This is a genomic window from Actinotalea endophytica (genome assembly GCF_025717005.1).
GTDB lineage: Bacteria > Actinomycetota > Actinomycetes > Actinomycetales > Cellulomonadaceae > Actinotalea.
In genome coordinates this window covers 33,924-57,602 of the sequence record NZ_JAOVZU010000002.1, presented here as the reverse complement: position 1 = coordinate 57,602, position 23,679 = coordinate 33,924, and the positions used below count along the sequence as shown (strand labels likewise).

Sequence of the window (23,679 nt, the reverse complement as noted above, 5' to 3'; positions counted from 1 at the left end):
GATGACCTCGGTGCGGCGTCGACGCCTCGTGCTCCTGCGGCACGCCAAGGCGGAGCCCGCCGGGAACGTACCGGACCAGCTCCGACCGCTCGCCGTGGTCGGTCGGCGCCAGTGCGGCGACGTCGGGCAGCGGCTGTCGACCTCCGGTCTGGTGCCGGAGCACGTGCTGGTCTCGACGGCGGTGCGGACGAGGCAGACCTGGGACCTGGTGCGCTCGGCGATGGGCGACGTGCCCGAGCCCGAGGTGCTGTTCACCGACGAGCTCTACGACGCGGGCCCTCGGGACGTCCTGGCGCTGCTGCGCTTGCTCGACGAGCGGATCACGACGGTGCTCGTCGTGGGCCACGAGCCCACCATGTCCGTGACCGCCGCACTGCTCGCGGACCCGACCCCTCCGGTCGGGGACCTCGGTCAGCTGCACGTCGGACTGCCCACGGCCGGCTACGCCGTGCTCGAGGGCCCGGCGTGGGCCGAGGCAGACCGCGCCGCCCTGCGCCTGCTCGAGGTGGCTCGACCCCCGCGCTGACCCGGCCCGTGGCGCGGCGGCTGTGCCGGCGCCGGCCCGGTTCCGGCCTCGCCCGCGCCGGTCGGCCGAGGGCCGGACGCCCGGACCGCCCGGTCGGGTGCCGTGGCAGCATGGCTGCGTGGCCACATTCCGACCCTTCGCCGCCCTGCGTCCCCCTCGCGAGCTCGTCGAGGCGGTGGCTGCTCCGCCCTACGACGTGGTCGACACGCCCGAGGCGGCGGCCCTGGCCGAGGGCAACCCGGACAGCTTCCTGCACGTGACCCGGCCGGAGATCGACCTGGCCGAGCCCGACCCGCACTCGGACGCCGCCTACGAGCAGGCCCGGTCCGCGCTCGACGACGCGGTGCGGCGCGGATCGTTGGTGCGCCACGAGCCGGCTCTGCTGGTCTACCGGCAGCAGATGGGTCCCGCCGTGCAGACGGGCGTGGTCGGCTGCGTGAGCGCGCGGGAGTACCGCGAGGGGGTCATCGCGACCCACGAGTTCACTCGGCCGGACAAGGAGGACGACCGGACCAGGCACATCGACACCCTCGGCGCACACGACGAGCCGGTGATGCTGATGTATCGCACCGACGAGCCGGGCGCGGCCGATGTCGCCGACGTGCTCGCCGCGGTCACGTCGACCGAGCCGGAGTACGACTTCTCCGCCGACGGTGTGCGGCACACTCTCTGGGACGTCAGCGAGCCGTCCCTCGTCACGCGCCTCGTGGAGGCGTTCGGTCGGGTCTCGCGCCTGTACGTGGCCGACGGGCACCACCGGTGCGCGGCGGCGTCCCGGGTCTCCCAGCTGCGGGACGAGGCCGAGGCCTCGGTGTTCCCGGCGACCGTGCTGGCCGCCGACGAGCTGACGGTGATGGCGTACAACCGCGTGGTGCGCGACCTCGCCGGGCACGACACCGCGTCGTTCCTCGCGGCGCTCGAGGCGTCGTTCACGGTGACGCCGGTGCCCGCCGCGCCCGAGCCGGCCCGTCATCAGTTCGGTGTCTACCTCGACCGGCGGTGGTACCTGCTCGACACGCGACCCGGCACGGTCGACGAGTCCGACGTGATCGCACGGCTCGATGTCGCCGTGCTCGCGGAGCGTGTTCTCGAGCCGATCCTGGGCATCGCCGACCAGCGCACCGACGCCCGGATCTCGTTCGTCGGCGGGATCCGCGGTACCGACGAGCTGGTCCGGCGGGTGGATGCGGTGCCGGGCTCGGTGGCGTTCGCCCTGCATGCGACGTCGACGGTCGACGTCATGGACGTCGCCGACCTGGGGGAGGTCATGCCGCCGAAGTCGACGTGGTTCGAGCCGAAGCTGCGCTCGGGCCTGTTCGTGCACCCGTTCGCCTGAGCCGCGCCGCCGCCGGCGGCCGCGCGGCACGCCCGACCCGGCGGGCCGGGCTCGGAGCGACGGCGCTCAGCCGTCGATGACCACGCCCTTGGGCACCACCGTGACGCCTGCGTCGGTGACGGTGAACCCGCGTGCGAGGTCGTGCTCGTGGTCCAGGCCGACCCTGGCGCGTTCGCGCACCACGACGTTCTTGTCGAGGATCGCGCGGTGCACCTGGGCGTGCCGGCCGACCTCAGTGCCGTCGAGCAGCACCGAGTCGCTCACCGACGACCACGAGTGCAGGTGGACGTTGGGGGAGAGCACCGAGCCCGAGACGGTCGCGCCCGAGACGAGCACGCCCGAGGACACGACGGAGTCGGACGCGTGCCCGAGCCGCCCCGGTCCGGCGTGCACGAACTTGGCCGGCGGGAGGTTCTGGTAGCCACCGAACAGCGGCCAGGCCTGGTTGTAGAGGTTGAACACCGGGTTGACCGAGATCAGGTCCATGTTCGCCTCGTAGTAGGCGTCCAGGGTCCCCACGTCGCGCCAGTAGTCGCGGTCCCGCGGGGTCGACCCCGCCACGTCGTTCTCGACGAAGTCGTACACCCCCGCCTCACCGCGCTCGACGAACCACGGGACGATGTCGCCGCCCATGTCGTGGCGCGAGGTCGGGTTCTCGGCGTCGAGCGTCACCGCGTCGATGAGCGCGCTGACGTTCGCGACGTAGTTGCCCATCGAGGCGAGGATCTCGTGCGGCGAGTCGATGAGGCCCACGGGGTCGCTCGGCTTCTCGCGGAAGGCGGCGATCTTCTTCGGGTCGTCGGGAGCGGTCTCGATCACGCCGAACTGGTCGGCCAGCGCGATCGGCTGGCGGATCCCCGCGACGGTGAACTCCGCGCCCGACTCCAGGTGCGACTCGACCATCTGCGAGAAGTCCATCCGGTACACGTGGTCCGCGCCGACCACGACCAGGACGTCCGGGCGCTCGTCGGTGATGATGTTGAGGCACTGGTAGATCGCGTCGGCGCTGCCCAGGTACCAGTGCTTGCCGACCCGTTGCTGGGCGGGCACCGGCGCGACGTAGTTGCCGAGCAGCGGCGACATCCGCCAGGTCTTGGCGACGTGCCTGTCCAGGCTGTGGGACTTGTACTGGGTCAGCACGACGATCTGCAGATATCGCGAGTTGACCAGGTTCGACAGGGCGAAGTCGACGAGTCGGTACATGCCGCCGAACGGGACCGCGGGCTTGGCTCGCTGCGCCGTCAGTGGCATCAGCCTCTTGCCCTCGCCCCCGGCGAGGACGATCGCAAGAACACGCGGCGCTGCCATGGCCCCACCCTAGGGGCGCATGGTGTCGGGCGGCCACCGCACGCGCCATCTCCGGACGCACGCCCGACCAAGATCCGGACACCACGGCCCGATCGGGCGGATGTCCGGCCGGGGGGTCACGCCGGCGGCCCGCGTGGCTAGGGTGAGACCGTGCGAGTCGACATGCTGACCAGGGAATATCCCCCGCACGTCTACGGTGGCGCCGGCGTGCACGTGACGGAGCTCGCCGCGGTGCTGCGACGGCACGTCGACGTCCGGGTGCGCTGCTTCGACGGGCCTCGCGACGTCGAGGGGGTGACCGGCTACGACGTCCCGGCCGAGCTCGCCGGGGCCAACCCGGCGCTCGCCACCCTCGGGGTCGACCTGCAGATGGCCAACGACGTCGCGGGTGCCGACCTCGCGCACTCCCACACCTGGTACGCGAACATGGCCGGGCACCTGGCGAGCCTGCTGCACGACGTGCCGCACGTCGTCAGCGCCCACAGCCTGGAGCCGCTGCGCCCGTGGAAGGCCGAGCAGCTCGGCGGGGGCTACGCGGTGTCGTCCTGGGCGGAGAAGACCGCGTACGAGTCGGCGGCCCGGGTCATCGCGGTGTCGGCCGGCATGCGAGCGGACATCCTGCGGTCCTACCCGGCGCTGGACCCCGACCGCGTCACGGTGGTGCACAACGGCATCGACCTGGACGGCTGGCAGCGACCGGTCGGTGACGAGCAGGTCGAGGCCGCTCGTGCCGTGGCGCGTGCTCGCGGCATCGACCCGGACCGGCCCTCGGTGGTGTTCGTCGGCCGGATCACGAGGCAGAAGGGTCTGCCGTACCTGCTGCGCGCGGCGGAGCGGCTGCCGGCGGACGTCCAGCTCGTGCTGTGCGCAGGGGCGCCGGACACCCCGGAGATCATGACCGAGGTGACGGGCCTGGTCGAGGACCTGCGCAGGCACCGCGACGGCGTCGTGTGGATCGAGGAGATGCTGCCGCGCCGCGAGCTGGTCTCGGTGCTCTCGACCGGCACGGTCTTCGCCTGCCCGTCGGTCTACGAGCCGCTGGGGATCGTCAATCTCGAGGCGATGGCCTGCGGGCTCCCGGTCGTGGGCACCGCGACCGGGGGCATCCCCGAGGTCGTCGACGACGGCGCCACGGGGCTGCTGGTGCCGATCGAGCAGGTGAGCGACGGGACCGGGACGCCGGTCCACCCGGACGCGTTCGTCGCCGACCTCGCCGAGGCCCTGACGACCCTGGCCACCGACCCGACCCGGGCGGCGGCGATGGGTGTCGCCTCGCGGCAGCGCGTCGAGGACCACTTCGCGTGGGATGCGATCGGCGAGCGGACGCTCGAGGTGTACCGGTCGGTCCTGGGCTGACGTCGGTGCCGAACGGATCGGTGCCGCCCGGGCGCTGAGCGACCGGTCAGGTGCCGGTCAGGCGCGGGCTCCCCGGCGCGGGCCCGCTCGCGGTGAGGGTCGCGGCCGCGATGGCACGTCGCGCGGCCCGGCCGACCTCGCGCAACGCGGTCGAGCGCTGGTCGGCCTGCCACACGTTGACGGCCCCACCCTCGTTCGCCTCCGCCAGCTCGACGATCCGGAGCAGCCGGACCGCCTCGACGAGCGTGCCGACCACCCGGCGGTCCACCTGGTCCGGTACCGCGGTGAGGCCGGGGTCCGTGCGCAGCTCGGCGAGAGCCTCGGCCGCCTCCGGGCGCCAGCGTGCGACATCGAGGTCGTCCAGGGCCTGGACCGCCCGCTGCAGCGTGGCGCGTAGGTCCTGCTGCGCCTCGGCCAGGGTCCCGAGCGAGCCGGTCAGCGACCGGCGCCCGCTCGGCAGGGCGACGGCGCGCCAGGTGACCAGGTGCCCGGTCTCCCGCGCGCTGCCGAACTCCTGGACGTTCGGCACCAAGGCCCAGCCCTGGTCGTCTCCGAGGACGATGACCGCCTCGCCGGCGTCGGCCGCGAGGCCGGCCACCTCGGGCGGCACACCGAGGTCGCCCGGTACCGGCAGCACCGCGGCGATCTCACGCTTCCCGCCGAGCATGGTCAGCAGCCGTCCGAGGTCCACCGGTTCGGCGGCGAGGCCCTCGACCACGTGCGGCTCGTCGTCGCCCTGCAGGAGCTGCACGGCGCGGCGCAGGTCCCCGCGACCGCTCGGTACGTACGCGAGCCACAGCGCGAGCAGCACCGAGCGGGGCAGGATGCGCTGCGGGACGTCCACGCCGTCCAACCTACGGCCTGGCGACCGCCGCGAGCAGCACGGCGCAGGTAGGGTCGGTCGCCATGAGCACGACCCCTCCGGAGCCGAGCGACCTCGTGCTGCAGCTGGACGACGTGACGCTGCGGCGCGGCACCACCCAGATCCTCGACGGGATCAGCTGGACGGTCCGGGACGGCGAGCGCTGGGTGATCCTGGGCCGCAACGGAGCGGGCAAGACGACGCTCCTGCAGATCGCTGCGGGTCGCATGCACCCGACCTCGGGGGCGGCGCGGGTGCTGGGCTCGCGGCTCGGCGCCGTCGACGTGTTCGAGCTCCGCCAGCGGGTCGGTGTCGCCTCGGCCGCGCTCGCGGACCGGATCTCCGCGGACGAGAAGGTGCTCGACGTCGTCCTGACCGCGGCCTACGGCATGACCGGCCGGTGGCGCGAGGCGTACGAGGCGCTCGATCACGAGCGTGCCCGGGCGCTGCTGGACGCGTTCGAGGTGGGACGCTTCGCCGATCGCACGTGGGGCACGCTGTCCGAGGGGGAGCGCAAGCGCACCCAGATCGCCCGGTCGCTGATGGCCGACCCGGAGCTGCTGCTGCTCGACGAGCCGGCGGCCGGCCTGGACCTCGGTGGCCGGGAGGAGCTCGTGGCGGCACTGAGCGAGCTGGCGCGTGACGCCGGCTCTCCCGTGCTGGTGCTCGTCACCCATCACGTGGAGGAGATCCCCGAGGGGTTCACCCACCTGCTCCTGCTGCGCGACGGCCGGGTGCACGCCGCCGGGCCGATCGAGGAGGTCCTCACGGGTCAGCAGCTGTCCGAGACGTTCGGCCTGCCCCTGGTGGTCGACCGCCACGGCGCGCGCTGGTCCGCGCGGTCGGCGCGCTGAGCGGCCCGGCGGTCCCCCGCCGGCAGGTGCCCGGCTCCCGGACCTGCGGTGCCCGGGAGCCGGACGTGCGCCGCCCGGCTCCCGGTCGTCCCGGATTGACAAGATTGGCGTCGCTACGCTGGCCTCGGCTGGAAAGGAGCCGCTGATGGCCTGGCTGTGGTGGTTGGGGGCAGCGCTGCTGCTCGGGGTCGCGGAGTTCCTCTCGCTCGACCTGTTCCTGATGATGCTGGCCGGCGGTGCGCTGTTCGGCATGGTGCTCGCGCTGCTCGGCGTACCGCTGTGGGGGCAGATCGTCGGCTTCGCCGTCGCATCGACCCTCATGCTGCTCGCGCTGCGTCCGTGGCTGTTGCGCCACCTGCGCAACCGCGTGCCGCTCGTCGAGACGAACGCCGCGGCGCTGGTCGGCAAGATCGGTGTCGTCCTGTCCGAGGTGACCGAGCGGGCCGGCCGGATCAAGCTCTCCGGCGAGGTGTGGTCCGCCCGCACCGAGAACGACGAGGTCGTCACGGTCGGTGACGAGGTCCGGGTGCTCCGGATCATGGGCGCCACCGCGCTCGTCACCCGGCACGTCGACAGCCCCCAGCCCCCGGGCCCCGGCACTCCGCCGTCGCCCAACGACAAGTCGCAGGAGACCACCTCGTGAACGTGAACGCGTCCCAGATCGCGGGCCTCGTCATATTGCTGCTCGTCGTCATCCTCGTGGTGACGGCTCTGGTCAAGTCGGTGCGGATCGTGCCGCAGGCCGAGGCGGTGCTGGTCGAGCGGCTCGGGCGCTACTCGCGCACCCTGGACGCCGGCCTGCACCTGCTGATCCCGTGGTTCGACCGTCCTCGTGCCCGGGTCGACCTGCGCGAGCAGGTGGTGTCCTTCCCGCCGCAGCCGGTGATCACCTCCGACAACCTCGTGGTGAGCATCGACACCGTCATCTACTTCCAGGTGACCGACCCCAAGGCCGCGGTGTACGAGATCGCCAACTACATCGCCGGCATCGAGCAGCTGACCGTGACGACGCTGCGTAACGTGATCGGCTCGATGGACCTCGAGCAGACCCTGACCAGCCGCGACCAGATCAACGGCCAGCTGCGCGGGGTGCTGGACGAGGCGACCGGCCGCTGGGGCATCCGGGTGAACCGTGTCGAGCTCAAGGCGATCGACCCGCCCGCGAGCATCCAGGGCTCGATGGAGCAGCAGATGCGCGCCGAGCGTGATCGCCGCGCCGCGATCCTCACGGCCGAGGGTGTCAAGCAGTCGCAGATCCTCACCGCCGAGGGCGAGAAGCAGTCGGCGATCCTCCGGGCCGAGGGCGCCGCCCAGTCGGCCATCCTCAAGGCGGAAGGTGAGGCGCGGGCGATCCTGCAGGTGTTCGACGCGATCCACCGCGGCGACGCCGACCCGAAGCTGCTGGCCTACCAGTACCTCCAGGTGCTGCCGGAGATCGCCCGTACGCAGTCGAACAAGGTCTGGTTCGTGCCGACCGAGTTCACGGCTGCGCTGGGTGCGATCACCAAGGGCTTCGGCGGTGGTCCCGGCCCGGACAGCGGCGACGCCTTCGCGCCGGCCCGGCCCGCGGGCGCCTCGCCGTTGACGACGGACGACCTGGGGCCGAGCGCGCCCGGCGACGCCGCGACGGCGCTCGCCGAGGCGCGCAAGGAGTCCACGGCAGCGACGGCCGACGCGACGCGTTCGGGCACGCTGTCGGGGCGGCCGTTCGACCCGGACGTCGAGATCGGCCAGCGTCCCACCGAGCCGCCGGTCACGCCGCCTTCCCCGCAGGACTCGTGACCTCACGAGGGCCCCGGACCGTCTCGGTCCGGGGCCCTCGTCCTGCCCGGAACCGCGCGGCGACGGCGGGCTGCCCGGCGAGCACGCCGCCCAGCACGAGGGCGGTGCCGATGGCCTGAGGCCAGCCGAACGCCTCTCCTGCGACCGCCACGCCGAGCGCGGTGCCGACGACCGGGTTGAGCAGGCCGACGAGGGCGGTGGCGCCGGCCGGCATGCGGTTGAGCCCGTGGAACCACGCGACGTAGGCCACGGCCGTGCCGGCCACCACGAGCCAGGTGAAGCCGAGCGCAGCGGGCACGTCGAGGGCCGGTGGCGGGCCCTCGACCACGGCCGCCACCGGGACGAGCACCAGCCCGCCGGCGACGAGCTGCCAGGAGACCAAGGTCACCATGTCCACCGGCGGCGCCCAACGCTTGACCAGGACGAAGCCCAGCGCGGAGATCGCGACCGAGCCGAAGGCACCCAGCAGGCCCACGAGGTCCGCGCCGGCCCCGGCCCGCAGGACGAGGAGCCCGACGCCGGTGAGGCCGATCACCGAGCCGAGGATGCGCGCGGTACCCGGTCGTTCCCTCAGCAGCAGCCAGGCCAGGACGATCACCGCGAGCGGCGAGGTTGCCTGGATGGTCGCGGCGAGGCCTCCCGGCAGGTGGTAGGCCCCGATGAAGAGCAGCGGGAAGAAGAGCCCGATGTTGACCAGTCCGAGGAGGCCGGCGCGCCACCACCACCCTCCGTGCGGAAGGGTGCGGCGCCAGGCGAGCAGGGCGAGGCCGGCCGGCAGTGCGCGCGCGGCGGCGGCGAACAGCGGACGGTCGGGCGGCAGCAGCTCGGCGGTGACGATGTAGGTCGTGCCCCATGCGAGCGGGGCGATGGCGGTGATCGCGACGGTGCGCAGCGACGTGTCGTGGTGCTCCATGCCCGAGGCAACTATCTTCCGCGGAAGATAATTCCCTTCCGCGGAAGATAGTCTCTCCGGCATGGCACCCGACCACGTCGCGCGGATCATCGAGCAGTGGGCGCACGAGCGCCCGGACCTGGACGTCTCGCCGATGGGGTTGATCGGACGCCTGCACCGGCTCGCACCTGCGCTGGACGCCGAGCTGCGGCCGGTGTTCGCGGCCGCGGGGCTGTCCGACGGTGACTTCGACGTGCTCGCGGCGCTGCGGCGGGCCGGGGAGCCGTACGAGCTCTCGCCGGGCCGCCTCGGCGCGACCACGATGGTCACCTCGGGTGCGGTGACCAAGCGCCTGGACCGTCTCGAGGCCGCCGGGCTCGTGGCGCGGCGGGTCGATCCGCAGGACGCGCGCGGTCGGCTGGCCCGCCTCACGGCAACCGGCCTGGAGACCGTGGACCGCCTCGTCGAACGGCACGTCGCGAACGAGCACCGCCTGGTTGCGGGCCTCGACCCCGGGCAGCGCCGCGCACTGGCCGCGCTGCTCGAGGCCTGGGGTCGGGCGTTGGCCGACCCGCCGGTCACCTGACGGCCGGCCTCGCGGACGGTCCGTAGGGCCGTGGCGCGTGCGCCGTGTCTCCCAGGCCCCTCAGCCGGGGATGTAGTCGAACGCGTCGGGGTTCGGACCGGTGCGGCCCGCCTCGCCCTTGTCGAGGGCGGAGATCGCGGCGACGTCCTCGCCGGAGAGCCGTACGTCGACCGCCGCGAGGTTCTCCGCCATGCGGTCGGCGTGCGTCGTCTTGGGGAACACGATGTCGCCCCGGCCGAGGTGCCACGCCAGCACGACCTGCGAGGCGGTGGCGCCGAGGCGCTCGGCGATCGCCGTGATCACGGGGTCGCCCAGCACGGCGCCCTGGGCGATCGGCGACCAGGCCTCGACGACCGCGCCGTGCCGCTGGGTCGCCGCGCGGGTCTCGTCGTTGGCGAAGTAGGGGTGCACCTCGATCTGGTTGACCGCCGGCGCGATGCCCGTCTCCTCGACGATCCGGTCCAGGTGGGCGGGCGTGAAGTTCGAGACGCCGATGGTGCGCGCGCGGCCGTCGGCGAGCGCCTCGCCGAGCACCCGCCAGGTCGAGACGAAGTCCCCGTCGAAGCGGGTCGGCAGCGGCCAGTGGATCAGGTAGAGGTCCACGTGGTCCGTGCCGAGCTCGGTGAGCGTCGCGTCGATGGCGCGGCGTGCGTCGTCCGGCCGGTGGGCCGCGTTGCTGAGCTTGCTGGTGATCCAGACGTCCTCGCGGGGGAGACCGGAGGCGCGCACGCCCTCGCCGACGCCGCGCTCGTTGCGGTACATCTGGGCGGTGTCGATGTGCCGGTAGCCGGTCGCGAGGGCCTCGGCGACGGCGGCGGCGGTCTCGTCCGGCGGGATCTGGAACACCCCGTACCCGAGCTGCGGGATGGTGGCGGAGCCGGACAGGGTCACGAGGGGAACGCGAGTGGTCATGGTTCCCAGCCAACCGCTGTCGAACCGATTCGTCCTGCCGACACGGGGATCAGTTCGCCAGAAGTGAAACCGCGTGGCGCTAATGAGTGAGCACTCACTCCGCTGTGGTAGCGTCGGCGCCCGTGACAACACTGGATGACGTCGGCGCCGGGAGCACGGAGGCGCCGGAGGGCGCCGGCGGTGCCGATCCCGTCGCCCGGACCAGGCTCAGCCCGGAGGACCGACGCGCCGCGGTGATCGACGCGACCATCCCGCTGCTCGTCGAGCACGGGCTCGGCCTGACGACCCGCCAGATCGCCGACGCCGCCGGCGTGGCCGAAGGCACCCTCTTCCGCGTCTTCGACGACAAGAAGGCCCTGGTCATCGCGGCGATCGCGCGGGCGATGGACCCGGACCCCGTGATCGCCGCCCTCGGCGCGGTGGACGGCGAGCGCGCGCTGGACGACGTGCTCGCCGAGCTCGTCGACGTGCTCGCCACCCGCAGCGCCGGCATCCGCAGCGTGATGGGCGTGGCGCACGAGCTGCGGCGCGCCTCGGCCGAGGACCCGCACACCGGGCTGATCCGTGATCCCGACGCCCTCAGCCGGCACGAGGACGTCGACCGCCCGGGCAGCCTCGCGCACGCTGCTCACCAGCTGCGCTCCCGGGCGGGTCGGGCGCCCGAGCGGATCGTCGGAGCGCTCGCCGACGCGCTCACGCCGCACCGCGCCGAATTGCGTCGCGACCCCGAGGTGTGCGCGCGCATCCTCTTCTCGATCGTCACCTCGTCCTTCCACGAGCCGCTCAGCGCCACCGAGCAGCTCACCGGACGCGAGGTCGTCGAGGTCTTCCTCGACGGCATGCGTGCCCGGCCCGCCACCCAGACCCTCTCACCGGACACCCCGGAGGCACCGTGCTGATCCGTCTCCTGCGCAGCTATCTGCGCCCCTACGCCGGGCCGCTGTCGCTCGTGCTGGTCCTCCAGCTGCTCCAGGCGATCGCGAACCTGTTCCTGCCCAGCCTCAACGCCGACATCATCGACAACGGCGTGCTGCAGGGCGACACCGGCTACATCCTGCGGATCGGCGGCGTCATGCTCGCCGTGACGCTCGGCCAGGTGGTCGCGACGATGGTCGCCGTCTACTTCGGTGCCCAGATCGCGATGTCGGTGGGCCGCGACCTGCGCGCGGGCGTGTTCGGCCGGGTGCAGGAGTTCTCCGCGCGGGAGATGGCCAAGTTCGGCGCACCGTCCCTGATCACGCGAAGCACCAACGACGTCCAGCAGGTCCAGATGGTCGTGCTGCTCGCGCTGACCCTGATGGTCGCCGCGCCGGTGATGGCGGTCGGCGGCGTGATCATGGCGCTGCGGGAGGACGTCCAGCTGTCCGGTCTGCTGCTCCTGGTGATCCCGGTGCTGCTGCTGACCCTCGGCTTCGCGATCAGCCGGATGCGCCCGCTGTTCCGCTCGCTGCAGATCAAGATCGACGGGATCAACCGCATCATGCGTGAGCAGATCACCGGCATCCGGGTGATCCGCGCATTCGTGCGCGACGACCACGAGCGGGAGCGTTTCGACGTCGCCAACGCGGACCTGCGCCAGGTCGGCATCCAGGTGGGTCGCCTGATGGCGCTGATGTTCCCGATGGTCATGCTGATCATGAACGTGACCAGCGTCGGTGTGCTCTGGTTCGGCGGGCACCGGATCGACTCCGGCGTCATGCAGGTCGGTGAGCTCACCGCGTTCCTGCAGTACATCATGCAGATCCTGATGGCCGTGATGATGGCCACGATGATGTTCATGATCGTGCCCCGCGCCGAGGTGAGCGCCGAGCGGATCGGCGCCGTCCTGGACACCGAGTCCTCGGTGGTGCCGCCGATGGCCCCCGTCACCGAGGTCACCGGGCGCGGTCACCTCGAGCTGCGGGACGTCGGCTTCGGCTACCCGGGAGCCGACGAGGACGTGCTGCACGGCGTCTCGCTGGTCGCCGAGCCGGGCCAGACGACCGCGATCATCGGGTCGACCGGCTCCGGCAAGACCACGCTGGTCAACCTCGTGCCCCGGCTGTTCGACGTGACCGGCGGCAGCGTGCTGGTGGACGGCGTCGACGTGCGGGACCTCGCGCCCGAGGCCCTGTGGACCCGGATCGGCCTGGTGCCGCAGAAGCCGTTCCTGTTCAGCGGCACCGTGGCGTCCAACCTGCGCTACGGGGACGAGGACGCCACCGACGAGGACCTGTGGCACGCGCTGGAGATCGCCCAGGCGAAGACCTTCGTGCTGGAGATGGGCGGCCTGGAGGCGCCGATCGCCCAGGGCGGCACGAACGTCTCGGGCGGGCAGCGCCAGCGGCTGGCGATCGCCCGGGCCCTGGTCCGCAAGCCCGAGATCTACCTGTTCGACGACTCGTTCTCGGCCCTCGACTACGCGACCGACGCCGCGCTGCGTCGGGCGCTGGCGCCCGAGACCCGGGACGCGACCGTGCTGGTCGTCGCCCAGCGGGTCAGCACGATCCGGCACGCGGAGCGGATCGTGGTGCTCGAGGAGGGCCGGGTGGTCGGGACCGGGACCCACGCCGAGCTCATGGCGAGCAACGAGACCTACCGCGAGATCGTCCTGTCCCAGATCAGCGAGAGCGAGGCAGCATGAGCGCGGAGCGACCTGCCGGCGGTCAGCCGGCGACCGGCGGTGCCGGTCAGCAGCAGCGTGGCCGCGGTCCGATGGGGCACGGTCCGATGGGTGGCCTCGGCATGCCGACCGCCAAGGCGATGAACTTCGGCGGCTCCCTGCGCCGCCTGCTCGGTGAGCTGAAGCCCGAACGTCCGGTGATCGTGGTCGTCCTGCTGCTCACCGCGATCGGCGTGACGCTGAACGTGATGGGCCCGCGGGTCCTGGGGCACGCCACCGACGTGATCGTGCAGGGCGTCGTCGGCAAGATGCTCGCCGGCAACCTGCCGGACGGCGCCACCACCGACCAGGTGGTCGCGGCCCTGCGCGCAGCCGGGGAGAACCAGTTCGCCGACCTCGTCTCGTCGATGGACATCACGGTGGGCCAGGGGATCGACTTCTCCGCCCTCGGCTCGGTGCTGGTCGGCGTGCTCGCGCTGTACGTCGGGGCATCGATCTTCATGTACGCCCAGGGCTGGCTGACCACCGCGCTCGTCCAGCGCACCGTGTACCGGCTGCGCCAGCGGGTCGAGGTCAAGCTCGGCAACCTGCCGCTGTCGTACTTCGACAAGCAGACCCGTGGCGAGGTGCTGTCCAGGGTCACCAACGACATCGACAACCTGGCCCAGACCATGCAGCAGACGCTGAGCCAGCTCGTGCAGTCGGTGCTCATGCTCGTCGGCACGCTGGTGATGATGTTCTGGATCTCCTGGATCCTCGCGCTCATCGCGCTCGTGGTGATCCCGCTGTCGGCGATCGTCACCGCGCAGATCGCCAAGCGGTCCCAGCCGCGCTTCGTCGACCAGTGGCGCTACACCGGGACGCTCAACGCGCACATCGAGGAGATGTACACGGGCCACTCGTTGGTGACCGTCTTCGGGCGCCAGCAGGCCGCCGCCAAGACCTTCGCCGAGGAGAACGAGAAGCTCTACGAGGCGTCGTTCCGCGCGCAGTTCATCTCCGGGCTGATCCAGCCGTCGATGATCTTCCTGTCCAACCTCAGCTACGTCGGGATCGCCGTGGTCGGCGGCCTGCGGGTGGCCTCGGGCGCGATCTCGATCGGTGACGTCCAGGCGTTCATCCAGTACTCGCGGCAGTTCACCCAGCCGATCGCGCAGGTCGCGTCGATGATGAACCTGCTGCAGTCCGGGGTCGCCTCCGCCGAGCGGGTGTTCGAGCTGCTCGACGAGGACGAGCAGAGCCCCGAGCCCGCCGAGCCCGCCCGGATCGAGAAGGTCGCCGGCCGGGTGGCGTTCGAGGACGTCTCGTTCCGGTACGTCGAGGACGCGCCGCTGATCGAGGACCTCGACCTGGTCGCCGAGCCCGGTCAGACGATCGCCATCGTCGGGCCGACCGGGGCCGGCAAGACCACGCTGGTGAACCTCATCATGCGGTTCTACGACGTCGACTCCGGGCGGATCACGCTGGACGGCGTCGACACCCGGGCCATGGACCGCGAGGACCTGCGTTCCCGGATCGGCATGGTGCTGCAGGACACCTGGCTGTTCGGCGGGACGATCGCGGCCAACATCGCCTACGGGCGGGTCGACGCGACGCAGGAGGAGGTCGAGGCAGCCGCGCGCGCCGCCTACGTCGACCGGTTCGTGCACCACCTGCCCGACGGGTACGACACCGTGATCGACGAGGAGGGGTCGAACGTCAGCGCGGGGGAGAAGCAGCTCCTGACCATCGCGCGGGCGTTCCTCGCCGACCCGGCGATCCTGATCCTCGACGAGGCGACGTCGTCGGTGGACACCCGCACCGAGGTGCTCGTGCAGGAGGCGATGAACGCGCTGCGGCACGGGCGGACGTCGTTCGTGATCGCGCACCGGCTCTCCACGATCCGCGATGCCGACGTGATCCTGGTGATGGAGCACGGGCAGATCGTCGAGCAGGGCTCGCACGCCCAGCTGCTCGAGGCCGACGGCGCGTACGCGCGGCTCTACCGCTCGCAGTTCGAGGAGGCCGTCGCGCCGGTCGAGTGAGCGTGGACGTCGAGTGGGGCCGGCCCGTGGGGTCGGCCCCACTCGTGACGTCCGCCTGCCGACGGGCGCGACCGGTTCGCGCGCTGCGGCGGCTCAGGTGCTCGTGGCTCGGGTGTCGGAGGTCGTGGCTCGGTCGGCCCGGGTCAGGCCCGGGCCGGCGAGCTCGAGTCGGTCACTTCGAGTCGCGGCGCTCCTCGATCCGGTTCTTCAGGAAGATCATCGGGAGCACGAGCGTCGCCAGCGCCGTCACGAGCCAGACGACGAGCGTCCCGATCACCCAGGTGTCGGCACCGTCGATGGTCAGGCCGTTCGCGATGAGCGTGGCGACGAGCAGCGCGACGAACGTCGAGACGAGCCCGACGCCGCCGATGAAGGCGTTGGCGTACTTGTGCGTCAGCTTGAGGATCAGCGGTGACAGGATCCACTGGGCGACGACGAAGACGAGGACCGCGACCACGAAACCGGTCGCCGTGACGGACATGCCGTCGAGAAGGAGCGACGCCACCCAGATCCCGAGCGCGGCAGAGCCGAGGTAGATCCCGGTGCGGATGAGGAAGACCACCATTCATCGAGCGTAGCCCGTGGCGTCCCCGCGGTGACAGAGATCGCGAACCGTTGTCACAGGTGGCGTCTACCGTGCCGCCATGGCCATCGAGCACCGGGACGAGGACCTCAGCGGCAGCAGGTTCGAGCGGGTCGACCTGACCGGCAGCGCCTTCACCGACGTCCGGCTGCGGGACGCGCGGATCACCGACGCGAACCTCTCGGGTGTCGAGCTGCGTGACGTGCTGTGGCGCGGCGGCCGGATCCGTGGCGTGGAGATGCTCGACGTGGAGATCACCGGCGAGCTCGAGAACGTCACGGTCAACGGGGTGGAGATCGGGCCGCTGGTGGACGCCGAGCTGGCCCGCCGGTACCCCGAGTACGGACTCCTGAGACCCACCACGGCGGCGGGTCTCCGGGCCGTCTGGCCGGTGCTCGAGGAGCAGTGGGACCGCACCGTCGCACGCGCCAGGACGCTCGCTGCGCACGACCCGGACCTGCTGCACGAGTCCGTGGACGGCGAGTGGTCGTTCATCGAGACGCTCCGGCACATGCTGTTCGTCACCGACTCGTGGGTCCGCCGCGGCCTGCTCGGCGACCCACGTCCGTGGCACGCGCTGGACCTGCCCTGGGACCAGATGCCGGACACCCCGGGCGTGCCGCGGGACCGTGCGGTGCGGCCGGGCCTGGACGACGTGCTCGCGGTACGGGCGGACCGGCAGGCCGGCGTGCGGGACTACCTGGCGACGCTGACCGACGAGCAGCTCGCCGGCAGCACCGTCCCGGTCGAAGGCCCGGGCTGGCCACCGGTCCGGGCTTTCCCGGTGACCGAGCCGCTGCACGTCCTGCTCAACGAGGAGTGGTGGCACCGGCGGTTCGCCGAGCGGGACCTGGCGGTCCTGGCCCGACGTGCCGGGATCGACCTGGGCGCGGAGGATGGCGGAACCGCCCCAGCGGGCCGGCACGGCGACCGAGGTCACCAGGAGGAGCGATGAGTCAGGACGCGACCGTCCCCCCGTGGGAGCCGCCGGTGGCCGGCACCGAGGCCGAGCACCTCTTCGGCGCGCTCGACCGGTTGCGCGCGACGTTCCGGTGGAAGGCCGACGGGCTGGACGCCGCCGCGCTCGACACCCACGTCGGCGCGTCGGCGCTCACCCTCGGGGCGCTGCTCAAGCACCTCGCGCTGTGCGAGGACGACGTCTCGACGAACCGCCTCGACGGAGCGCCGTACCCCGCGGTCTGGCGCCCGTACGACCCCGACGTGCCGAACTGGGAGTTCGTCTCCGCCGCCGCGGACAGCCCCGAGGAGCTCTACGCGATCTGGGACGGTGCCGTGGCGCGCAGCCGGGCCCGGATGGCCATCGCGGTCGCCGACGGCGGGCTCGACCAGGAGGTCCACCTGAGCTGGCCGGACGGGCAGCACCTCAGCCTGCGCCGCCTGGTCTGCGACCTCATCGAGGAGTACGGCCGCCACACCGGGCACGCGGACCTGCTGCGCGAGGTGGTGGACGGCCGGGTCGGGGAGGACCCGCCGGACGGCTGGCGCCCCGTGTCCGGGCCCGGGCTCTGGTGGTGAGCCACCAGCGGTAGCTCGGGCGCGGCAGAATGCCCGGCGTGCCCGTGGTACCGATCGATGACCCCGCCGACGAGCGGCTCACCGACTACGTCTCCCTGACCGACGTCGCACTGCGACGGCGGATCGAGCCCGAGCGAGGGCTGTACATGGCGGAGTCGTCGACCGTCCTCGGCCGGGCGCTCGAGGCGGGTCACCGAGCGCGGTCGGTGCTGTGCTCGCCGCGCTGGCTGCCCGACGTCGAGGCGATGCTCGCCGACGTCCCGGACGGCGCCGAGGTGCCGGTGTACCTCGCCGAGACCGACGTGCTCGAGGCGATCACCGGGTTCCACGTGCACCGCGGTGCGCTCGCGGCGATGCAGCGCCCCGAGCTGCCCACCGTCGAAGCCCTGGTCACCGGTGCGCGGGCCGGAGCGGGCGCGCGCCGGGTCGCCGTGCTCGAGGACATCGTCGACCACACCAACGTCGGGGCGATCGTGCGCAGCGCGGCAGCCCTCGGGGTCGACGCCGTGCTGGTCACCCCGCGGTGCGCCGACCCGCTCTACCGGCGTGCCGTGCGGGTCAGCATGGGCACCGTGTTCCAAGTCCCGTGGACCCGCATCGACCCGTGGCCGGGCGGCGTCGACCTGTTGCACCAGCTCGGGTTCACGGTGGCCGCGCTGGCGCTCGACGACGACTCGGTCAGCCTCGACGAGCTCGCCGCCGAGCCGCCGGAGCGCCTGGCCCTCGTGCTCGGCGCGGAGGGCGACGGGCTGAAGCCCGCGACCGTCGCCGCGGCCGACCTCGTGGTCCGGATCCCGATGGCCGGTGGGGTCGACTCGCTCAACGTCGCGGCAGCGTCGGCCGTGGCGTTCTGGGCGACCCGCTGAGCCGCTCGGTCAGGAGAGCAGCTTCGCCTTCGCCGCCGCGAACTCGGCGTCGTCGAGCACGCCTGCGGCCTTGAGCTCGGCGAGCTGCTGGAGCTTGGCCATCAGGTCGTCGCCGCCGGACGCTGCCGCGGGCGCCGGTGCCGGGGCGGGCGGCGCGGGAGGCAGCTGCTGCTGGGCCTGCATCGCGGCGAGCTGGGACTGCATCTCGGCCATCTGCGCCTGCGACTCGAAGGCTGCCTGCTGGGCGGCCTGCTCCTGCTGCGCGGCGGAGTACTTGGCCTGCTGGCGCCGGTTCATCGCTCCAGCGGTCGCCGAGGCGGTGCCGGTGATCACCGCGGTCCGGGCCATCGTCCCGATCAGACCGGGTCGGCCGATGCGTCGAGGCATGTCATGTCCTTCCAACGAGAGAGGGGGTTGCCGTCACTCCGCGGCGGCGAGCGAGTCGAGGACCTCGTCGACGACGAGACCGGGGATCCGGACGTTGGCCACGAGCATGCCTCCGGAGTCGAGGATCGCGTCGCGGAACGCCTTGGCCCAGGTGTGCTCGATGACGAGGATCGCCGCGGAGCTGTCCGGCGCGAGACCCTCGGCGAGCGTCTCGACGTCCTCGTCGGAGATCAGGTCGTCGAGGTGGTCGACCACGGCTGCGAGCCGGGCGGCGTCCTCGTTCGCGTCGAGCTGGTCGAACTCGAGGAAGGTGACCTCCCCGGCCTCGTCCTTGAGGACGAAGATGCCGTCGATGACCGAGATGACGTCGGTGTCCACCAGACGTTGCAGCTCGGGGAGGATCTGGCCGTTGAAGTGATTGCCGGGGAACGCGATCTCGAGAACCTCGATGGGGCCGAGCGCCATGGGAACCTCCGCTCACAGGTGGGTGCGGTCGTCCGCGTTGTCAGCGTAGCCCCGGCTCTCCGGCCGCGGTTGGGGTTCGCGATCAGCACCGACCTAGGCTGTCCCGGTGCTGACCCGCCGCGTGCCGCTGACCGATCCGACGGCGGCCGCCGTGCTCGCGGAGTACTTCGCGATGCGCCGCGCTGCATGGCCCGTGGAGCGCGGGACCTGGGATGTCGCACCGCCCGTGCCCTCGGCGTTCGTGCCGCCGCGCGGTGCGTTCCTGCTCGCGGAGGTGGGCGGCGACCCGATCGGCTGCGGCGGGGTCCGGATGCTCGACCCGGAGCGCGCGGAGGTGAAGCACCTCTACCTGCGCGCGGAGCAGCGCGGCCGCGGATGGGGCCGCGCGCTGCTCGCCGCCCTCGAGGCCGAGGCGGTGTCGCTCGGTGCGGTGACCGTCGTCCTGGACACGAACGACACCCTGCCGGCCGCGCAGTCGCTGTACCGGTCCGCCGGCTATCGCGAGGTCGAGCGGTACAACGAGAACCCGAACGCGACCCACTGGTTCGCCAAGACGCTCTGACGGGCCCGGCGAACGCGTCGCCGGACCCGTCAGGCCGTGTCGGGTTCCGGAGCCGGATCCCCTGGTCGGGTCTCCGGCTCGATCGCCGGGTCAGATCTCGCTGACCAGCGCCTCGGGCGTCCTGGCCCCGATCGCCGCGTCGAGGACCGGGCGGTTGCTGCGCACGACTCCCGCCGGGTCGACCAGCTCCTTGAGCAGCTGGAGGCGCACCACGGCATCGTCCGGGTAGCTGCGCGCAATGGTGTCGGCCCGGTCCAGGAACGTCAGCGGCGCGGTCCCGGTGGCCCACGGCGCCATGGCGTCGAGGACCGCGTCGAGACCGGCCGACATCACCGGTGCCAGTGGCGGTGCGGGCACCATGGCCAGGCCGGACATGAGGTACGGCGCCGCTTCCGGACCCGCGACCGCCGGGCTGCCGGGGTCGGCCAGCGCGCCACCGAGGTGACGGAGCTGAACCTGGAGGATCGGCGTGCCGCTTCCGCCGCCGGCCACGGCGACCAGGGCGTCGATCGCCTCGTCGGTCAGCCCGGTGAGGCGGGTCGCGGCCAGCATGGACGGGCTGGGGTCCTCCGGGTCCTCCGCGACCGTGCCGACCTCGGCGATCGCGACCGGGTGGATGCTGTCGCGCAGCACCGGACCTGCCGCCCGCACCTCGGCGAGCAGGGCGTCCAGCCCGGCGCTGTCGCCCAGGTGCATCGCCTGGACCAGCGCGAAGGACTGCCCGCGCATGGGCTCGGGGATCTCGGGGATGTCCGGCAGGTGCAGCAGCGCGGCCCAGAGGCTGGTGTCCCGGGTGGCCCGCTCGGTGGCGTCCCGCCAGGCGCGAAGGACCACCGGTGCGGCGTCGATCGGGAAGGCGATCGTGCCGCCGTGCAGCTCGGGTGCGGGGACCAGGCCGATCTCCGCGGCCGTGACGATGCCGAAGTCGCCGCCGCCTCCGCGCAGCGCCCACATCAGCTCGGGGTCGGACTCGTCGGTGACCCATCGGCGGCGGCCGTGCGGGTCGACGAGCTCGACGGCGCGCAGCGTCTGGGCGGCGTTGCCGTGCGCCCGGCTGAACCAGGACAGGCCGGCGCCGAGGGCGATGCCGACGACGCTCACGTCACCGCTCGAGCCGCTGAGCGCGGTGAGGCCGGTGCCGTCGAGAGCCGCCTGCAGGGCGCCCATCCGGACGCCCGCACCGACCCGGGCGACGCGGGTCTCGGCGTCGATCCAGATGTCGTCGAGGGCCGTGGTGCGGATCAGCACGACGTCGGCGAGGTCGGAGGACGCACCGTGGCCGCGTGGCTGCGCGGTGACGGTCAGGCCGTGGTGCGCGGCGTGCCGGACCGCCTGCGTGACGTCCTCGGCGTCGGCGGCCAGGACCACGGCGACGGGACGCTGGTCGATCGCGACGTTCCAGGGCATGCGGACCGCGTCCCAGTCCGGGTCGGACGGGCGCACGATGCGGCCGGTGAGGTGGAGCCCGGCGAGGGGGTGGTCGCCGGGTCGGTCGGGGGAGTGGTGGTGCTCGGGGTGGCCTGCCCCGCCGTCGTGGGACGGGGTGAGGGCCTCGTTCGCGGTTGTCATGGCGGCAAAGGTGCCCGGTCCCGGCGGGCCGCGACCATCCCATTTTCCTGGGGGATCCGTGGCCCAGGGCGGTGGACCGTCGGACTACCCAGAAAACTGGGGGTACCCAAGGCAAGGGACCAAGGTCACCATATGGGTGTGACAACCATGCGCACCGACCCGGTGCGGCAGGGCCTCGACGCGCTCGCCCGCACCGGGCTGCCGTGGGAGGCCTTCGCCATCGGAGCACTGGAGCTCCTGCGACGCGCCGTCCCCTTCGACGCCGCCTGCGTCGGCCCGGCGGACCCTCGCACGGCGCTGCTCACCGGCTCGGCCAAGATCGGGCTGCACAACGAGAAGGACTTCGAGTTCCTCCGCCACGAGTACCTGGACGACTCGGTCAACCTCTTCTCGGACCTGGCCAAGCGTGACTTCCCGGTCGCGATCCTGGTGGACGACACCGACGGTCATCCGGAGGTCGTCTCGCGCTACCGCGAGCTCTTCGTGCCCGAGTGGGACCTGGGCCACGAGGTGCGCGCGGCCGCGGTGCTCGAGGGTCGGCCGTGGGCGGGGTTCTCGCTGTACCGGGCCTCCGGTGCGGGTGGCTTCAGCCCCGCCGAGGCCGAGTTCCTGGCGGGCATCGCCCCGAGCATCGCGCGCGGGGTGCGGGTGGGCCTCGTCGCCGAGGCGGCCGACGCCGGTCTGGCCGCGCCCGGGTCGGGCCCGGCCGTGCTCGTGGTCGGCAGCGACGACCGTGTGGTCCAGGCGAGCACGGCCGCGCAGGAGCGGGTCGCCGAGCTGGGTGGCTCGGTCTGGGAGCGGCTGCCCACCGCCGTGGGGTCGATCGTCGCGGTCGCTCGCGCGATGGCTGCCGGCCGCTCGGACCTGGTGCCGCGGCTGCGGGTCCGCAGCCGGACGGGGCAGTGGCTCGTGGTGCACGCCTCGCCGCTGGCCTCGCCGGACGGCGGCCCGGCGGCCCAGGTCGCGGTGACCATCGAGGAGGCGGGGCCGGCCGACGTCGTGCCGCTAGTGGTGGCCGCGCTCGGGCTCACCGGTCGCGAGCGCGACGTGCTGGCGGCCGTCGTGCACGGTGCGAGCACCCAGGAGATCGCGCGCAGCCTGCACCTGTCGCCGTACACGGTGCAGGACCACCTCAAGGTGATCTTCGACAAGGCCGGGGTCGGCAGCCGTCGCGAGCTGATCGCGAAGGTCGTCCTCGAGCAGTACCAGCCGCGCTACGGGTCCCGGATCGGAACCTCCGGGTGGTTCGTCGACGAAGGTGAGGCAGTGCCGGCCTGAACGGTGGGCCGAGCGCTGCCGAGTGCTGCCAGAGTGCAGCCCGAGTGCTGCCCGAGTGCTCGGCGGCCTCAGCCGACCGGCATGCCGAGCCCGTCGACCGCCTCGACGCCGAACGCCGCGAGGTCGCGGCCGGGCAGCAGGACCTTCGAGCGGCGCACCCCGGACCCGACGATCACGTTCGCGTCGTCGGCGAGCACGTCCGCGTCCACCAGGACGCGCCAGTCGGCCGGCAGCCCGATCGGGGTGATCCCGCCGTACTCCATGCCGGACAGCTCCACGGCACGGTCGGTGGGCAGGAACGTGGCCTTGCGCGCGTCGATCAGGCGGCGCACCAGGTTGTTGACGTCGGCGCGGGTGGTCGCGCGCACCACGCAGGCGGCGAACCGTTCCTCGCCGGCGCGCCTGCCGACCACCAGCACGCAGTTCGCCGAGGCGTGCAGGTCGAGCCCGTAGGCCTCGGTCAGCGCGGCGGTGTCGGCCAGGTCCGGGTCGATCTCGGTGACCAGGACGCGTTCGGCCGTGGCCGGGTCGCGCTCGGCGACGTCCTGCAACGCCGCGAGCGTCGGAGCGGCGAGCAGGTCCGGGCGGGTCAGGGCAGGCACGGTGACGAGGTCCACCGGGCCATCATGCCGGGTGGCTCGCGGCCGGCCGGTCAGCGCTGGTAGGTCAGCGCTGGTAGGTCGCAGTCAGGGTGCCGCGCGCCAGGGTGTGGAAGAGCGTGTTGAACGCGACCGCGGTCGGTGTGGCGTCCGGGCCGACGCCGAGCTTGTCGACGTCGAGGGCGTGGACGGCGAAGACGTAGCGATGCACGTGGTCGCCGACCGGCGGGGCCATCCCCATGTAGCCCGGACCGCCGCCGTCGTGGCGCACCTGGAACGCGCCGGCGGGCAGGCCGCTGCCGTCCGGCGCCCCGGCTCCGGTGGCCAGGGAGGTCACCCCGGCCGGGATGTCCACCACTGTCCAGTGCCAGAACCCGGCGGGGGTCGGTGCGTCCGGGTCGAAGCAGCTCACCACGAAGCTCCGGGTGCCGGCCGGGAACCCGGACCAGGCCAGCTGCGGTGAGGTGGAGCCGCCCGCAGCGGTGAAGACGTGGTCGCAGGCACCGCCGTCGACGACGTCGGTGCTCGTCACCTCGAAGGCAGGGACGCTCGGCAGCAGCTCGTAGGGCTCGGGTGCGACAGGTCGGCTGAGGTCCACGTGTGCCTCCTCGACGGTGGTCTCGTCCCCATCCTGCTCCCGGTGCGGGCGGGGCGCTCGGTGTCGGGGTGGCGTTCGGGTGGCGTTCGAGCGGAGGGGAGAGCAGGGGTGAGCGCGATTGACATCGTGTCGGACCAGAGTGCGATACTCGAACAGGTGTTCGAACAGATCGACCGGTGGTCGAACGATCGTGGAT

General features: G+C 72.6%; 25 protein-coding genes. 15 read left to right on the top strand and 10 right to left on the bottom strand.

Translation table 11 applies throughout. The annotated features are described in order from the left end of the window. The first annotated feature begins 1 nt into the window (after nt 1). Nucleotides 2-526, top strand: coding sequence for a SixA phosphatase family protein (locus tag OEB99_RS03370; RefSeq protein WP_263508339.1), 525 nt, complete (start codon nt 2-4; stop codon nt 524-526). Between the two features lie 118 nt (nt 527-644). Continuing rightward, on the top strand, nt 645-1,862 hold the full coding sequence (locus tag OEB99_RS03365; RefSeq protein ID WP_263508338.1) for a DUF1015 domain-containing protein: 1,218 nt from the start codon (nt 645-647) through the stop codon (nt 1,860-1,862). 66 nt (nt 1,863-1,928) lie between these two features. Here OEB99_RS03365 and glgC read toward each other — a convergent pair whose 3' ends face one another. Then, nucleotides 1,929-3,170, bottom strand: coding sequence for a glucose-1-phosphate adenylyltransferase (glgC, locus tag OEB99_RS03360; protein ID WP_263508337.1), 1,242 nt, complete (start codon nt 3,168-3,170; stop codon nt 1,929-1,931). A gap of 150 nt (nt 3,171-3,320) precedes the next feature. On the opposite strand from glgC, the gene glgA reads away from it, so the two are divergent. After that, the gene (gene glgA, locus OEB99_RS03355; RefSeq protein ID WP_263508336.1) at nt 3,321-4,526 is read left to right on the top strand and encodes a glycogen synthase; all 1,206 of its coding nucleotides are present in this window, start codon (nt 3,321-3,323) and stop codon (nt 4,524-4,526) included. A 46-nt stretch (nt 4,527-4,572) separates the two neighbouring features. Here the strand turns inward: glgA and OEB99_RS03350 are convergent, their stop codons facing one another. After that, on the bottom strand, nt 4,573-5,370 hold the full coding sequence (locus OEB99_RS03350; protein WP_263508335.1) for a hypothetical protein: 798 nt from the start codon (nt 5,368-5,370) through the stop codon (nt 4,573-4,575). A 62-nt stretch (nt 5,371-5,432) separates the two neighbouring features. Here OEB99_RS03350 and OEB99_RS03345 point away from each other — a divergent pair, with 62 nt between their 5' ends. The 3 genes from OEB99_RS03345 (at nt 5,433) to OEB99_RS03335 (ending at nt 8,024) form a co-directional block, all read left to right on the top strand. Next, nucleotides 5,433-6,242, top strand: a complete 810-nt coding sequence (locus tag OEB99_RS03345; RefSeq protein ID WP_263508334.1) for an ABC transporter ATP-binding protein — start codon at nt 5,433-5,435, stop codon at nt 6,240-6,242. 145 nt (nt 6,243-6,387) lie between these two features. Continuing rightward, nucleotides 6,388-6,885, top strand: coding sequence for an NfeD family protein (locus OEB99_RS03340; RefSeq protein WP_263508332.1), 498 nt, complete (start codon nt 6,388-6,390; stop codon nt 6,883-6,885). A 2-nt stretch (nt 6,886-6,887) separates the two neighbouring features. Then, nucleotides 6,888-8,024 carry an SPFH domain-containing protein gene (locus OEB99_RS03335; RefSeq protein ID WP_411910660.1) on the top strand — a complete coding sequence of 379 codons (1,137 nt, stop codon included), beginning with the start codon at nt 6,888-6,890 and terminating at the stop codon, nt 8,022-8,024. On the opposite strand, the gene OEB99_RS03330 is transcribed toward OEB99_RS03335, so the two are convergent. Then, the gene (locus OEB99_RS03330) at nt 7,996-8,937 is read right to left on the bottom strand and encodes a DMT family transporter (protein WP_263508330.1); all 942 of its coding nucleotides are present in this window, start codon (nt 8,935-8,937) and stop codon (nt 7,996-7,998) included. The two genes, OEB99_RS03335 and OEB99_RS03330, sit on opposite strands and share 29 nt — an antisense overlap. A gap of 61 nt (nt 8,938-8,998) precedes the next feature. Here OEB99_RS03330 and OEB99_RS03325 point away from each other — a divergent pair, with 61 nt between their 5' ends. Next, nucleotides 8,999-9,502, top strand: coding sequence for a MarR family winged helix-turn-helix transcriptional regulator (locus OEB99_RS03325; RefSeq protein ID WP_263508329.1), 504 nt, complete (start codon nt 8,999-9,001; stop codon nt 9,500-9,502). 60 nt (nt 9,503-9,562) lie between these two features. On the opposite strand, the gene OEB99_RS03320 is transcribed toward OEB99_RS03325, so the two are convergent. Continuing rightward, nucleotides 9,563-10,414, bottom strand: coding sequence for an aldo/keto reductase (locus OEB99_RS03320; RefSeq protein WP_263508327.1), 852 nt, complete (start codon nt 10,412-10,414; stop codon nt 9,563-9,565). A gap of 122 nt (nt 10,415-10,536) precedes the next feature. On the opposite strand from OEB99_RS03320, the gene OEB99_RS03315 reads away from it, so the two are divergent. The 3 genes from OEB99_RS03315 to OEB99_RS03305 are packed head-to-tail and all read left to right on the top strand — an operon-like array spanning nt 10,537 to nt 15,040. Next, nucleotides 10,537-11,313 (top strand): TetR/AcrR family transcriptional regulator, encoded by a 777-nt coding sequence (locus tag OEB99_RS03315; RefSeq protein ID WP_263508326.1) that lies wholly within the window; start codon nt 10,537-10,539, stop codon nt 11,311-11,313. After that, nucleotides 11,307-13,037, top strand: a complete 1,731-nt coding sequence (locus tag OEB99_RS03310; RefSeq protein WP_263508325.1) for an ABC transporter ATP-binding protein — start codon at nt 11,307-11,309, stop codon at nt 13,035-13,037. Before OEB99_RS03315 ends, OEB99_RS03310 begins: the two co-directional genes overlap by 7 nt. Beyond that, nucleotides 13,034-15,040 carry an ABC transporter ATP-binding protein gene (locus OEB99_RS03305; RefSeq protein WP_318011383.1) on the top strand — a complete coding sequence of 669 codons (2,007 nt, stop codon included), beginning with the start codon at nt 13,034-13,036 and terminating at the stop codon, nt 15,038-15,040. The genes OEB99_RS03310 and OEB99_RS03305 overlap by 4 nt, the downstream gene beginning before the upstream one ends. A gap of 172 nt (nt 15,041-15,212) precedes the next feature. On the opposite strand, the gene OEB99_RS03300 is transcribed toward OEB99_RS03305, so the two are convergent. Further along, a complete protein-coding gene (locus OEB99_RS03300; protein ID WP_263508324.1) occupies nt 15,213-15,605 on the bottom strand; it encodes a phage holin family protein in 393 nt (130 codons plus the stop codon). A gap of 79 nt (nt 15,606-15,684) precedes the next feature. Between OEB99_RS03300 and OEB99_RS03295 the strand changes: the two genes are divergently transcribed. From OEB99_RS03295 to OEB99_RS03285, 3 genes are read left to right on the top strand one after another with little or no spacing between them, the layout of a single operon-like run. After that, a complete protein-coding gene (locus OEB99_RS03295; RefSeq protein ID WP_263508323.1) occupies nt 15,685-16,578 on the top strand; it encodes a DinB family protein in 894 nt (297 codons plus the stop codon). Then, nucleotides 16,575-17,159, top strand: a complete 585-nt coding sequence (locus tag OEB99_RS03290) for a DinB family protein (protein WP_263508322.1) — start codon at nt 16,575-16,577, stop codon at nt 17,157-17,159. Before OEB99_RS03295 ends, OEB99_RS03290 begins: the two co-directional genes overlap by 4 nt. 29 nt (nt 17,160-17,188) lie before the next feature. Continuing rightward, a complete protein-coding gene (locus tag OEB99_RS03285) occupies nt 17,189-18,025 on the top strand; it encodes a TrmH family RNA methyltransferase (protein WP_263508320.1) in 837 nt (278 codons plus the stop codon). Nucleotides 18,026-18,034: 9 nt separating this feature from the next. On the opposite strand, the gene OEB99_RS03280 is transcribed toward OEB99_RS03285, so the two are convergent. Continuing rightward, on the bottom strand, nt 18,035-18,412 hold the full coding sequence (locus OEB99_RS03280; protein ID WP_263508318.1) for an SHOCT domain-containing protein: 378 nt from the start codon (nt 18,410-18,412) through the stop codon (nt 18,035-18,037). A gap of 33 nt (nt 18,413-18,445) precedes the next feature. Further along, nucleotides 18,446-18,877 (bottom strand): DUF6325 family protein, encoded by a 432-nt coding sequence (locus OEB99_RS03275; RefSeq protein WP_263508317.1) that lies wholly within the window; start codon nt 18,875-18,877, stop codon nt 18,446-18,448. Between the two features lie 106 nt (nt 18,878-18,983). On the opposite strand from OEB99_RS03275, the gene OEB99_RS03270 reads away from it, so the two are divergent. Beyond that, nucleotides 18,984-19,439, top strand: a complete 456-nt coding sequence (locus OEB99_RS03270) for a GNAT family N-acetyltransferase (RefSeq protein WP_263508315.1) — start codon at nt 18,984-18,986, stop codon at nt 19,437-19,439. Between the two features lie 90 nt (nt 19,440-19,529). Here OEB99_RS03270 and OEB99_RS03265 read toward each other — a convergent pair whose 3' ends face one another. Then, a complete protein-coding gene (locus tag OEB99_RS03265) occupies nt 19,530-21,008 on the bottom strand; it encodes an FAD-binding oxidoreductase (protein ID WP_263508314.1) in 1,479 nt (492 codons plus the stop codon). A 147-nt stretch (nt 21,009-21,155) separates the two neighbouring features. Here OEB99_RS03265 and OEB99_RS03260 point away from each other — a divergent pair, with 147 nt between their 5' ends. After that, nucleotides 21,156-22,286 (top strand): helix-turn-helix transcriptional regulator, encoded by a 1,131-nt coding sequence (locus OEB99_RS03260; protein WP_263508859.1) that lies wholly within the window; start codon nt 21,156-21,158, stop codon nt 22,284-22,286. A 68-nt stretch (nt 22,287-22,354) separates the two neighbouring features. Here the strand turns inward: OEB99_RS03260 and OEB99_RS03255 are convergent, their stop codons facing one another. Together OEB99_RS03255 and OEB99_RS03250 are read right to left on the bottom strand one after the other, a co-directional pair. Further along, nucleotides 22,355-22,903, bottom strand: a complete 549-nt coding sequence (locus OEB99_RS03255) for a YbaK/EbsC family protein (protein WP_263508313.1) — start codon at nt 22,901-22,903, stop codon at nt 22,355-22,357. 49 nt (nt 22,904-22,952) lie between these two features. Next, nucleotides 22,953-23,483, bottom strand: coding sequence for a YbhB/YbcL family Raf kinase inhibitor-like protein (locus tag OEB99_RS03250; RefSeq protein ID WP_263508312.1), 531 nt, complete (start codon nt 23,481-23,483; stop codon nt 22,953-22,955). Nucleotides 23,484-23,679 lie beyond the last annotated feature (196 nt).

Bases quoted from the DNA above. Each gene is read 5' to 3' on its own strand.
- OEB99_RS03370 (WP_263508339.1), top strand. From the start codon at position 2: ATGACCTCGGTGCGGCGTCGACGCCTCGTGCTCCTGCGGCACGCCAAG.
- glgC (WP_263508337.1), bottom strand. From the start codon at position 3,170: ATGGCAGCGCCGCGTGTTCTTGCGATCGTCCTCGCCGGGGGCGAGGGC.
- OEB99_RS03345 (WP_263508334.1), top strand. From the start codon at position 5,433: ATGAGCACGACCCCTCCGGAGCCGAGCGACCTCGTGCTGCAGCTGGAC.
- OEB99_RS03340 (WP_263508332.1), top strand. From the start codon at position 6,388: ATGGCCTGGCTGTGGTGGTTGGGGGCAGCGCTGCTGCTCGGGGTCGCG.
- OEB99_RS03330 (WP_263508330.1), bottom strand. From the start codon at position 8,937: ATGGAGCACCACGACACGTCGCTGCGCACCGTCGCGATCACCGCCATC.
- OEB99_RS03325 (WP_263508329.1), top strand. From the start codon at position 8,999: ATGGCACCCGACCACGTCGCGCGGATCATCGAGCAGTGGGCGCACGAG.
- OEB99_RS03320 (WP_263508327.1), bottom strand. From the start codon at position 10,414: ATGACCACTCGCGTTCCCCTCGTGACCCTGTCCGGCTCCGCCACCATC.
- OEB99_RS03305 (WP_318011383.1), top strand. From the start codon at position 13,034: ATGAGCGCGGAGCGACCTGCCGGCGGTCAGCCGGCGACCGGCGGTGCC.
- OEB99_RS03300 (WP_263508324.1), bottom strand. From the start codon at position 15,605: ATGGTGGTCTTCCTCATCCGCACCGGGATCTACCTCGGCTCTGCCGCG.
- OEB99_RS03295 (WP_263508323.1), top strand. From the start codon at position 15,685: ATGGCCATCGAGCACCGGGACGAGGACCTCAGCGGCAGCAGGTTCGAG.
- OEB99_RS03290 (WP_263508322.1), top strand. From the start codon at position 16,575: ATGAGTCAGGACGCGACCGTCCCCCCGTGGGAGCCGCCGGTGGCCGGC.
- OEB99_RS03285 (WP_263508320.1), top strand. From the start codon at position 17,189: ATGCCCGGCGTGCCCGTGGTACCGATCGATGACCCCGCCGACGAGCGG.
- OEB99_RS03280 (WP_263508318.1), bottom strand. From the start codon at position 18,412: ATGCCTCGACGCATCGGCCGACCCGGTCTGATCGGGACGATGGCCCGG.
- OEB99_RS03275 (WP_263508317.1), bottom strand. From the start codon at position 18,877: ATGGCGCTCGGCCCCATCGAGGTTCTCGAGATCGCGTTCCCCGGCAAT.
- OEB99_RS03265 (WP_263508314.1), bottom strand. From the start codon at position 21,008: ATGACAACCGCGAACGAGGCCCTCACCCCGTCCCACGACGGCGGGGCA.
- OEB99_RS03260 (WP_263508859.1), top strand. From the start codon at position 21,156: ATGCGCACCGACCCGGTGCGGCAGGGCCTCGACGCGCTCGCCCGCACC.